Source organism: Brevibacillus sp. 7WMA2 (genome assembly GCF_010748895.1).
In the GTDB taxonomy this organism is placed as follows: Bacteria; Bacillota; Bacilli; order Brevibacillales; family Brevibacillaceae; genus Brevibacillus_B; species Brevibacillus_B halotolerans.
This window is the reverse complement of sequence record NZ_CP048799.1, coordinates 3,916,212-3,927,500: the sequence shown is the minus strand read 5'-3', so window position 1 is coordinate 3,927,500 and position 11,289 is coordinate 3,916,212. Positions and strand designations below refer to the sequence as shown.

Genomic DNA, 11,289 nt, shown 5'->3' with positions numbered 1-11,289 from the left:
ATAGAAAGAAAAAGCAACTAAGGGAACCACTTAGCCTTAGTTGCTTTTTTATTCACCAAAAGTAAAATTAGATCCCGCTTACGCTTTACCCTTATCTCTCATATGAGGGAATAAGAGCACATCACGAATAGACGGTGCATCTGTCAAGAGCATAACTAGACGATCGATACCAATCCCTAGTCCACCAGTTGGCGGCATGCCGTACTCAAGCGCTTCAATGAAATCGTCATCCATTTCATGAGCTTCATCATTACCAGCAGCTTTCTCTAGCAGTTGCGCTTCAAAACGCTGACGCTGGTCAATTGGATCATTAAGCTCCGTAAATGCATTCGCGTGCTCACGAGCAACAATAAACAGCTCGAAACGATCTGTAAAACGTGGATCTTCCTCGTTTTTCTTAGCCAACGGAGAAATTTCTACAGGATGTCCGTATACAAATGTAGGTTGAATTAATGTTTCTTCGATTTTTTGTTCAAAGAATTCATTAACAACATGTCCAAAGGTATGATGAGCTTCTACAGTAATCCCATGCTCTTTTGCCAAAGCACGTGCTTCCTCATCGCTCATGTGCTTCCAGAAATCTACTCCTGTATGCTCTTTTACCAAATCCACCATGTGTACTCGTCTCCATTGCGGAGTCAAATCTACCTCATGGCCTTGGTACTGGATCTTCGTGGTACCCAGCACGGTTTGTGCAATATGCGCAATCATTTCTTCTGTTAACTTCATAATATCCTTGTAATCAGCATAAGCTTCATACAGTTCAATCATTGTAAATTCAGGATTGTGTCGTGTAGAGATACCTTCATTACGATATACGCGACCGATCTCATACACTTTTTCCATACCGCCAACAATCAGACGTTTTAAATGTAATTCAATCGCAATACGCATAAACAATTGCATGTCTAATGCATTGTGATGAGTGATAAAAGGACGAGCAGATGCTCCCCCAGCAATGGAGTGCAAAGTAGGTGTTTCTACTTCTAAATATCCTAGGTTATCCAAATAACGTCTCATTTCAGTTAGAATACGGCTACGTGCGATAAATGTTTTACGTACTTCTGGATTAACAATCAAATCCACGTAACGCTTCCGATAGCGTGTCTCGATATCTTTTAGGCCATGGAATTTCTCCGGTAATGGACGAAGAGATTTGCTTAGGAAAACTAAGCTTTTCGCTTTGACACTTAACTCGCCTGTTTTTGTTTTAAATAAAGTACCAGTAAGACCGATAATGTCCCCGATATCACTTAAATCAAAAACGTTATATAGGTCGTCGCCGACTGTATCTTTACGCACATAAATCTGAATTTGACCAGAGCGATCCAATAGTTGCGCAAAGCTTGCCTTACCCATTTTGCGCTTTGCCATTAAACGACCGGCGATAGTAACTTCGTGATTCGCTTCTTCAAGTTCTTCTTTCGTTTTGTCCGTGAAGCTAGCTGAAATATCCGAAGCAAAATCCTTCTGTTCAAATTTCTTTCCAAACGGATCAATGCCCCATTCACGTAATTGATCCATTTTGTCATGGCGAACTTGTAGCAATTCGTGTAGTTCTTGCTCAGTTCCTTGCTCTTGTTGTAGGTCTTCTTCTCTTGCCATTCCTTCTTCACTCCTAACAGAACGCTCTGTTAAAGCCCATTGAATAGGACTAGGGCGTACCATCAAAAGATTGGTACGCCATTTAACGTGAGCTTATCGATTAATTTCAAGTACTTCGTATTGAATAACGCCCGCTGGAACGTTTACATCTACTGTAGATCCTTTTGCTTTTCCAAGCAAGGCTTGACCAACAGGAGATTCGTTTGAAATTTTATTGTTTAATGGATCAGATTCAGCAGAACCAACGATAGTGTAGTCTACTATGTCTCCAAATTCAAGATCTTTTAGACGAACAGTTGAACCAACACTTACCACATTGGTATCAACATCTTCGTTCGTAATAATGCGAGCATTACGTAACATTTTTTCTAGGGTTAGAATGCGCCCTTCAATGAACGCTTGCTCATTTTTAGCTTCTTCATACTCAGAGTTTTCACTAATATCTCCAAAGCTAATGGCCTCTTTAATACGCGCAGCAACTTCTTTACGCTTAACAGTTTTTAAATCTTCTAATTCTTGCTCAAGCTTGGCAAGGCCTTCAGGTGTAAGGATGACTTCTTTTTCAGACATCTTCGTATTCCCCCGTTTATCAATTTTTAATCCCGTTATCAAAAAGTACACAGGATTATATGTAGATCACCCACTTAATATACTAGGGGTAATCGTTTTCTTTTTGTAATACAGTGGGTCATAGGGAAAGCTGCCAGATCATGATCTGGCAGCTTCAAGTACATAATACGATGAATTATAGGATATGAGAAATACGTTGTCAATGTTTGATTTCCATTATAAGGCAGAGATTTTTACAGACCCTTCTTTCTCCATCTCTGTATCATCAAACGCGCCGCTTTCTACCCAATCTACGTACTCATGCAATAAGCGATACAATTCTTCTTCTGTTTCAACAGAATTTATCAGGTGTTTCGTTTGAGTGGCACCTTTTAAGCCTTTTAGGTACCACGCAGCGTGTTTGCGCATCTCAAGTATGCCAACTCTTGGTCCTTTTAATGCAACTAAACGTTTAGCATGCAGCAAACAGATATTTACCTTATCACGAGCAGTAGGTTCACCCAATAATTCACCTGTGGTTAGATATTGGATCGTCCGATAAAGCATCCAAGGATTCCCTAGAGCCGCACGACCAATCATAACCCCGTCGCAGCCTGTTGTATCTAACATACGTTTGGCATCCTCTGGTGATGCTACGTCACCGTTACCGATAACCGGAATAGTAACTACCTCTTTAACTCGGCGAATCCATTCCCAATCAGCGTGACCCTTATACATCTGAACACGAGTACGAGCATGCACAGAAACCGCCTTACCACCAGCGCGCTCTACCGCCTGTGCATTATCTAAAACATATAGATGATCCTCGTCCCAGCCCAAGCGCATTTTGACTGTTACCGGTTTGTCCACAGCATCTACTACCGCTGAAACCACTTCATAAATTTTTTCCGGATCTAATAACAAACGAGCCCCTGCATCACAGCTAACAATCTTAGGGACAGGACACCCCATGTTAATGTCGATAATATCGGCATTGGTGTTTTGGTCAACGTAACGAGCCGCTCCCACCAATGTCTCCTTATCACCGCCGAAAATTTGCAGACTCAACGGTTTTTCACGTTCATCTACGTATAGCATATCTAATGTTTTTTTGTTGCCATGCATAATCGCCTTGTCACTAACCATCTCAGCACAGACTAGACCTGTGCCAAATTCTTTAGCAATCAAGCGAAAAGCAGGATTACATACTCCTGCCATTGGTGCTAGGACAACATTGTTTTTTAATTCGATGTTTCCGATTTTCATATATAAAACCTCCTTAAGCGAAGGAACGCTGCCTACTTTTCATTCCCTTTATTTATAGCACATAATTCCTCATATTCAACTTGTAAAGTGTTGGCTATCTTTCGTAATACCAGTTCAGTCGGCGGTTTGGTTCCTCGCTCCAAGGTACCCACAAACGATAATGATACACCCATCTCACTGGCTAATTGCTGTTGTGTAAAGCCTTTTAATTTGCGGAACGCTCTGATTCGGCTCCCCAATCTAATGTCCCCCATACCTGTACCCCCTGCGTTTCTATACATTGATGGATTGCTTCTTCTATGGATAAATCTGTTCCCGGAATAACTCCATGCCATACCTCTTGAAGCGGAATTAGTACAAAAGCACGATGAATCATTTCTGGATGAGGAATGACCAAATTCGGCAACGCCACTTCTTCCTCTCCAAAAAGCAACAGATCAATATCAATATTACGCGGCCCCCAGCGCTCAAGACGAACTCTCCCTAATTTTTGCTCAATCGATAAGGCTGTCTGCAATAACTCAAGGGGCGTTAAGCTTGTTTCAATTTCAATCACCATATTTAAAAAGGCAGGCTGATTAAGATAGCCCACTGGATCAGTCTCATAAACAGAAGAAAGGCGAGACACTTGAATGAAATCATGTGCGTGTAACCAGGCGATGGCACCTTTAAGCATAGCTTCTCGCTCTCCCTGATTAGATCCAAGGGCAATATATGCTTTTGTAAGATTGCCCATGCTAGTTACTTCCTTTCTTCCTAATCATCTCAATTGCAACTGACTGGTAATGCCCTGCTATAGGAGGGTCTGGTTTTGTTACTTTTACTTTGACTTCATCTAAAGGAAAATCGCTCAACAAGCCATCGCAAATCTGCGCCGTCAATTTTTCCACTAACTGATAACGCTCTCCTTCAACGATAGCCTTCACTCTTTCGTAAATATCTGCATAATTAACGGTGTATTCTAGCTGATCCGTATCAGCAGCCTTTTGCAAATCAAGTGAGAGCTCCAAATCAACATAGAACCTTTGACCTAGCCTAGCCTCTTCTTGAAAAACACCATGGTAACCATAAAAAGCCATACCATTAAAATAGATTTTATCCATTGTAACGCGCCCCTTTTTTTATAGCGTCCATCATCATTGCTGTTCGTTTTATGGCCTTAACATCGTGCACGCGCATGATATGACAACCTTTCTCAATGCCTAACGCTACCGTTGCTATTGTACCCTCTAGACGTTCATCCACAGGTAAATCAAGAACTTTACCAATCATAGATTTTCGTGAGGTTCCCAGTAAGACAGGGTAGCCAAGAGCCACTAAATCATCCAACCGACGCATAGCTTCTAAATTTTGCTGCAATGTTTTTGCAAAACCAATACCTGGGTCAAGCACGATCATCTCTTCTGACACGCCTGCTGCTAAAGCTAGCTGAATAGAGTCCTGTAAATCCTTTATGTAGTCAGGAAAGAAATCCTGGTATTCCATCTGCTCTCGGTTGTGCATTAGGATAATCGGCACATTCCATCTAGCAGCTACAGCGGCCATTTCGGAGTCTTTTTTTGCCCCCCACACGTCATTAATAATATGGGCTCCTGCCCGCAATGCTTCGTCGGCAACGCGAGCTTTATAGGTATCAACAGAGATCGGTACATCTATATCGCGGGAGAGGCGCTCGATAATCGGAATAATTCGCTCTAATTCTTGTTCCGCACTAATAAGCTGAGAACCCGGCCGTGTCGACTCTCCCCCTACATCGATGATATCCGCTCCATCCTTTACAAGCCTTTCAGCATGCCGCATAGCGTCATCTAGCTGATTGTAACGTCCTCCATCTGAAAAAGAGTCAGGAGTAACGTTAAGGATTCCCATAATTAATGTTCTTTCGTGTAACGGCAGATTATATGTACCACATGATAGTGATGTAAATTTGGTCTGAGAGCGCTCATGATCATGGTTCATCTTTTTCGAACTCCTTTTTATATTGTGGAAAGCATAACATAATCAGTTGGACAATTCTACCAATCGTCTGTAGGCTTCATGCAGCTTTTGGGTCAGCTTTCCATAGACGTATGGAACTTCTACATTCTCAACAGTCGATACCGGTACGATCTCCTGAATCGAGTTGGTTACGAACACCTCATCAGCTTTAAATAGTTCCTCAAGAGGATAAAGTCCTTCCTCCACATTAAACCCACCTGTATGTGCAATGGTTAGGACAGCATTTCGGGTAATTCCTGCTAACAGATTAGTATCAATGGAAGGCGTATATACGATATTGTCCTTGACCCAGAACACGTTGCTGACAACCCCTTCACAGATATAACCTTCTTTTGTCAAAAATAGACCTTCTATATCCAGTGCGCCTCCTATTTCTTGTTTACCAAGGGCACAGTTTAAATAATTATGAGATTTAAAACGTAGGTTTCCTTCCTGCGTCTGCCTTGGAAAGGAGATTACTTTCAATCTCTTGGCAATAGGAGGCTCTGCGATCGGCGTTACAGATTTGACAAAAATATAAAGCGATGGCTGCTCATATACACCACTATGCAAGCCAACACCTTCCGCTCCTCCAGTAACACTAATCCGTACATAAGCATCCTCTAGCTTATTCTTCTCCAGAGTAGCCCGCACAGCACGATATATGTCACTACGCTCCCACTTGTGACGAATGCGTAAATCAGTCATTCCATTTTCCAAACGAAGCATATGCTCATTCCAAAAGCATGGTTTTCCTTGATAAATTCGAATGGTCTCAAATAGACCGATACCATATAAAAAGCCATGATCCATGGCTGAAACTACCGCTTGTTGGGCGGGTACAATTTTATCATTAACAAACACCCACATCCGCTTAATCTCCTAGCTATAAGACGTTTATCTCTCTTCTGTCGCACATAAAATCATAGTATCATAACTAAAACTTTCCTCGAACCACTCTCGCTGTGATTTTGGTTTATTTCTTTCCTGAAAAAACCACCTGCAATCATTTTTGCAAGTGGCTTTGAAGTAATGGTTCATTATTTGATAGGTTGAGTCTCTTTTGCATAAGCCGTCAAAAAGTTTTTCAACATTTGCTTTCCATATTGAGTAATAATGGATTCAGGGTGAAATTGAACACCTTCGATAGGTAGCTCTCTATGACGAATCGCCATTATCTCCCCTTCAGGTGTACGAGCTGTAATTTCTAATTCTTCTGGAATGGATTCTTCCTGGATCACCAGCGAATGATAGCGCGCAGCTTGGAATGGGGAAGGTATGGATGCAAAAATGGTCTTACCATCATGCAATACCTCCGAGGTTTTTCCATGCATCAGCCGATCTGCTCGCACTATTTTCCCGCCAAATACTTGCCCTATTGATTGATGACCAAGGCATACGCCAAAAATCGGAATTTTACCTGCAAAATGACGAACGACATCCATACTAATCCCAGCTTCATTCGGTGTGCAAGGACCTGGCGAAATCATCAGGTAATCTGGATTCATATTTTCGATTTCCTCTAGCGTGATTTTGTCGTTACGAAATACCCGTAACTCCTCACCCAGCTCCCCAACAAATTGTACTAGGTTGTACGTAAAGGAATCATAGTTATCAATCATAATAATCATACTCGGCTCTCCTCTCGGCCCTTCAGCCTCTCATTCTCAAACTCTTCACTCAGCTCAACTACTTTCCACAAGACCTCTGCTCTCTTTCCACTACTCATCGCACTCTTTCCACTTAATCAAGAATAATCATGCCTGATACCAATAACAGCTTGGGTACAGCCTGCTTTGAGCTTTACTAATTCTTGTATGGACAGAAGTGTTTCATTCTCAAGTCAATTGGTCAAAAGCAATAGGTCTTGATATATCATAACATACAGACTTGGTGGCTGTAAGTCATCATTTGGAAGCTTTTGTAAGATTGTTTTCCGAATTCACTCATTTCATAGCAACGATTCATGGGCCTTCAATAAAGATAGCAGCTCCTGCACTAGTTGCTCTATAACGACAAAAAGAAGTGGCCCTCAACACGTGCGAACCACTTCCATAGCATTATTCCTGCTTAAAAGCCTGAAGCAATATTAATCCTCAAAATGATAAAGTGGCGTAGATAAATAGCGTTCACCATTGCTAGGAATAATAACTACAACTTTTTTTCCTTTTCCTAAACGACTCGCTACATCGATAGCCGCTGAAATAGCCGCACCTGAGGAAATTCCACCTAGAATTCCTTCTTCCCTAGCCACACGACGAGCTGTCTCAAAAGCAGCTTCATTTTCAATAGGAAGAATTTCATCATAGATAGACGTATCCAAAATCTCCGGCACGAATCCAGCACCAATTCCTTGAATCTTATGCGGCCCTGGTTTGCCTCCAGACAAAACCGGGGAGGCCTGAGGTTCTACCCCATAAATTTTTACCTCTGGGTATTCCTCTTTCAGCACTTGACCCACGCCTGTAATAGTACCACCTGTACCGATACCAGCAATAAAAGCGTCAATACCACCGATCTCTTTTCCCTGTTCAAGCAACTCTTTTGCTGTAGTATCTCGATGTACCTTAGGATTGGCTTTATTATTAAATTGCTGAGGGATAAAATAGTCGGAGTTCTCGCGAGCAAGTTCTTCTGCTTTACGAATCGCTCCTCCCATCCCTTCCGCTCCTGGGGTCAAGATTAATTCCGCTCCATACGCACGTAGCAAATTACGTCTTTCCATACTCATGGTATCTGGCATAACCAAGATAGCACGATATCCCTTCGCTGCAGCCACCATCGCTAATCCGATCCCGGTGTTACCGCTAGTTGGTTCAATTATGGTATCGCCAAGCTTCAATTTACCTTCCGCTTCGGCTGTTTCAATCATAGAAAGTGCGATACGATCTTTCACACTGCTACCGGGGTTAAAGAACTCCAGCTTTAAATAGATATCAGCCATGTCTTCCGTTACGACACGATTGAGTTTGACTAATGGCGTATTTCCAATCAGTTCTGTAATAGATTGTGCAACCCGCATGTTTTTGTCCCCCTCAAGTAATCATCACCGAGTAATTTGCTAGGATTTGTAGGTATTATAACAAATCATATTCATTAGCGTCAACGATATGTTAAATCCTTCACTTCTACTTTGGTCGTTTTACGTAAACGATTTAAAATTTCATCAAACGACTCCGCTTTAGCAATCGCCATGTCCTCAAAAACCTTTTCCTTCGACTGTTCAAAGGTTGGAACCACTTCTTCCTTCCGTTCTGTTATATGCAATAATGCATAACCATCTTCAACAGGAATGGGAGCAGATACTTCCTTGACTTTCATATCCTGAAGAGCGAACTGTTCATTTTCCGTTAAAGAGTCGTCCTTTAAAACAACGACCCCCATATCTCCACCATTGGGAGCTGTGTGGGCGTCTATGGAGCGCTCTTTAGCCAATGTAATAAAATCTGCTCCCTTTGATAGCTCCTGGAATAAATTTTGAGCCTCGGCTTCCGTTTTTACTAACAAGCGATAGAGATGTACGGTGGTCGGTTGAATATAATCGGATTGGTGTTGCTGGAAATAAGCTCGTAGTTCATCATCACTGATGGTTACATTCTTAGTAGCGAGCTTTTTCAACAATAATTGATAGCGAACCTCCTGCTCCATTTGGGCCGGAGTCTGTCCCAATCGATCCTGCACCTCACTAGGAATATCACCCTCATGCGGGAAATGACTTCTTATCCTTTGAATCTCTTCCTGAACTCGTTGATCAGAAACAGTAAGTTGTAGACGATTTGCTTCTTGGAAGACGAGCTGGTGATCAATTATTCGATCCAACATCTGCTTTCCATAGCGCTCTTTTAATTGTGAGTTTAGCGCTTGCTCTGTAACATTTTCATCTCCTACCTTAGCTACCGTCGCCAGACCTGCACCTTTATACCAAGCACCCGATACAACAGCTAACAACAAGATGAGCGCACCAATCAAGCTCCACAAAAACCGAACGTTACGCATCCATTTCTCTCCATTTCATTAAAATTCTATAATATTAGGGCAAGAAAAAAACGGTAGTTGACGTGTCGTTAGCAATCGCACATGTCTCATGCTCTAGTCTCCACCGTTTTGTCTCTTATTCTTTATTTATCCAAATCATTAATGATTTCCTGCAAATCATCATAGTTGAACTGGTAAAGTTCATTGCAAAAATGGCAGTGAACCTCAGCACCGCCCTCTTCTCTTTGCATACTCATTAATTCTGCCTTACCTAAGCTAGCTAATGTGTTGCCCACTTTTTCAGCAGAGCACCCGCAATTAAAGGTAAGATCTAGCTTACTATGAATAGTAGGGTTATCCAATACCTTAGCAATTAATTCCTCCGGTGTAATACCTTCTGCAATTAAGCGTGATACCTGCGGCAATTTACTAATTTTCTCTTCAATTTTCGCGATATCCTCTTCAGGAGTACCAGGAAGTAATTGCAGAATGAATCCACCTGATCCAAAAATGGAATGATCTTCAGGGTTAACCAGCACACCTACAGCTACAGCCGACGGAGTCTGCTCTGATACCACAAAATAATAACTAAAATCCTCACCAATCTCACCGGAAACAATCGGCACACTACCTTGATACGGTTCTCGAAGACCTAAATCCTTTGTTACGTATAAAAATCCATCTGTACCTACTGCACGTCGAACGTCTAGCTTACCAAGTTCATTCAACTCGAAATGAACTTGTGGATTGGTTGCATACGCCCGCAATTCACCGTGGGCATTGGCCTCTGCAAAAATGCTGCCGATCGGACCGCCACCATTAATCTTGACTGAAATACGTTCGTCCCCTTTAAGCATAGCACCCATCATCGCTGTTACTGTAAGCGTTCGCCCTAAAGCTGCACTAGCAGTGTTCAGCATACCGTGTCTTTTTCTAATGTCTTCTACAATTCCTGTCGTGCGGGCAGCAAATGCTCGAACATTCCCATTAAAACCCGTTGCTCTTACTAAATAGTCACTCATAAGCGTCCTCCTTGCATATCCTCTACTTCTCTTATTTCAGTGTGCCTCGTGTGCTCATTACGCATTCGCTAGTCTTAGCACTCTCTGGTTACCGTCGTCTGACTGTAGGTAATTGATTGCACCAAAGTATTTCTCTTGTTTTTTGTAACTTTGATCCAATCAATTAGCTATTTCATGAACAACAAAACTCCCGCGTATGAGGCAGGAGTCCTCCATCCAGTCTTATTTAGAATGTACCCATGATTCGGCCCAAGTTTGCACAGCATCCATGACGGTTTTTAACCCTCTTCCTTTATCTGTCAACTCGTATTCAATACGCACAGGGGTTTCAGGATAAACATTCCGCGTTAAAACACCAGCTAGTTCTAACTCCTTAAATCTTTCCGCCAACATCCGATCACTCATACCGGGTATGACTTCAGATATATCTTTAAAGCGCTTAGGCCCTGTCATTAACACACAAATAATTAACCCCGTCCAGCGTTTTCCCAACAATTCGAAAGCAGTCTCAAGCTTTGGGCACAATTGGTGGTCACTCATCTTTATCACTCCCTTATAGTTATTTTACCATAGCTACTTTACAAAAATAAGTTTTCAGAAGTGGAGATACCTTTCAAAGTGTAGTTTTCCCGCTTTCTAATAAAAAAATGGGCTACTTGCCTACTCACTTATTTACTTTCTTCATATAAATAGTATAATGATTTCTGCCTATAAGACAAACCTTTGGGGGTTAACCCTATTTAATGATAGAATTTTCAGTTTATTTAGCTGAAAAAAAGTTTCACAGACACAAGAAAAATAGACAATAAAAAGGAGCATGATCATGCTTCTTAGCATGTAGCTCCTTTGACCTCCAATTATGGGGACAATGAATGAATTATGTTTTTTTGACATA

The 11,289-nt window shown here is 41.8% G+C and carries 13 protein-coding genes; all 13 read right to left on the bottom strand.

What is annotated here, in order from left to right:
* Nucleotides 1-78 precede the first annotated feature (78 nt).
* Nucleotides 79-1,605, bottom strand: a complete 1,527-nt coding sequence (gene lysS, locus GOP56_RS16595; RefSeq protein WP_163246095.1) for a lysine--tRNA ligase — start codon at nucleotides 1,603-1,605, stop codon at nucleotides 79-81.
* Between the two features lie 93 nt (nucleotides 1,606-1,698).
* A complete protein-coding gene (gene greA, locus GOP56_RS16590; RefSeq protein ID WP_003333840.1) occupies nucleotides 1,699-2,175 on the bottom strand; it encodes a transcription elongation factor GreA in 477 nt (158 codons plus the stop codon).
* A 216-nt stretch (nucleotides 2,176-2,391) separates the two neighbouring features.
* Nucleotides 2,392-3,420 carry a tRNA dihydrouridine synthase DusB gene (gene dusB, locus GOP56_RS16585; protein WP_003333841.1) on the bottom strand — a complete coding sequence of 343 codons (1,029 nt, stop codon included), beginning with the start codon at nucleotides 3,418-3,420 and terminating at the stop codon, nucleotides 2,392-2,394.
* Nucleotides 3,421-3,452: 32 nt separating this feature from the next.
* Nucleotides 3,453-3,674, bottom strand: coding sequence for a helix-turn-helix domain-containing protein (locus GOP56_RS16580; RefSeq protein WP_003343511.1), 222 nt, complete (start codon nucleotides 3,672-3,674; stop codon nucleotides 3,453-3,455).
* Complete coding sequence (gene folK, locus GOP56_RS16575) at nucleotides 3,626-4,156, bottom strand: 2-amino-4-hydroxy-6-hydroxymethyldihydropteridine diphosphokinase (RefSeq protein ID WP_003333842.1); 531 nt, start codon at nucleotides 4,154-4,156, stop codon at nucleotides 3,626-3,628. The genes GOP56_RS16580 and folK overlap by 49 nt, the downstream gene beginning before the upstream one ends.
* 1 nt (nucleotide 4,157) lies before the next feature.
* Nucleotides 4,158-4,523: a dihydroneopterin aldolase gene (gene folB, locus GOP56_RS16570; RefSeq protein ID WP_003333843.1), complete on the bottom strand. Its 366-nt coding sequence runs from the start codon at nucleotides 4,521-4,523 to the stop codon at nucleotides 4,158-4,160.
* Nucleotides 4,516-5,379 carry a dihydropteroate synthase gene (folP, locus tag GOP56_RS16565; protein ID WP_163246094.1) on the bottom strand — a complete coding sequence of 288 codons (864 nt, stop codon included), beginning with the start codon at nucleotides 5,377-5,379 and terminating at the stop codon, nucleotides 4,516-4,518. Before folP ends, folB begins: the two co-directional genes overlap by 8 nt.
* A gap of 42 nt (nucleotides 5,380-5,421) precedes the next feature.
* A complete protein-coding gene (pabC, locus tag GOP56_RS16560; RefSeq protein ID WP_163246093.1) occupies nucleotides 5,422-6,267 on the bottom strand; it encodes an aminodeoxychorismate lyase in 846 nt (281 codons plus the stop codon).
* 170 nt (nucleotides 6,268-6,437) lie between these two features.
* Nucleotides 6,438-7,028 (bottom strand): aminodeoxychorismate/anthranilate synthase component II, encoded by a 591-nt coding sequence (gene pabA, locus GOP56_RS16555; protein ID WP_003343507.1) that lies wholly within the window; start codon nucleotides 7,026-7,028, stop codon nucleotides 6,438-6,440.
* Nucleotides 7,029-7,486: 458 nt separating this feature from the next.
* Complete coding sequence (gene cysK / locus GOP56_RS16550; protein WP_163246092.1) at nucleotides 7,487-8,419, bottom strand: cysteine synthase A; 933 nt, start codon at nucleotides 8,417-8,419, stop codon at nucleotides 7,487-7,489.
* An 80-nt stretch (nucleotides 8,420-8,499) separates the two neighbouring features.
* Complete coding sequence (locus tag GOP56_RS16545; RefSeq protein ID WP_163246091.1) at nucleotides 8,500-9,393, bottom strand: peptidyl-prolyl cis-trans isomerase; 894 nt, start codon at nucleotides 9,391-9,393, stop codon at nucleotides 8,500-8,502.
* A 122-nt stretch (nucleotides 9,394-9,515) separates the two neighbouring features.
* Nucleotides 9,516-10,394: an Hsp33 family molecular chaperone HslO gene (gene hslO / locus GOP56_RS16540; protein ID WP_003333850.1), complete on the bottom strand. Its 879-nt coding sequence runs from the start codon at nucleotides 10,392-10,394 to the stop codon at nucleotides 9,516-9,518.
* Between the two features lie 222 nt (nucleotides 10,395-10,616).
* On the bottom strand, nucleotides 10,617-10,934 hold the full coding sequence (locus GOP56_RS16535) for a winged helix-turn-helix transcriptional regulator (protein ID WP_003333851.1): 318 nt from the start codon (nucleotides 10,932-10,934) through the stop codon (nucleotides 10,617-10,619).
* Between the last annotated feature and the right edge of the window lie 355 nt (nucleotides 10,935-11,289).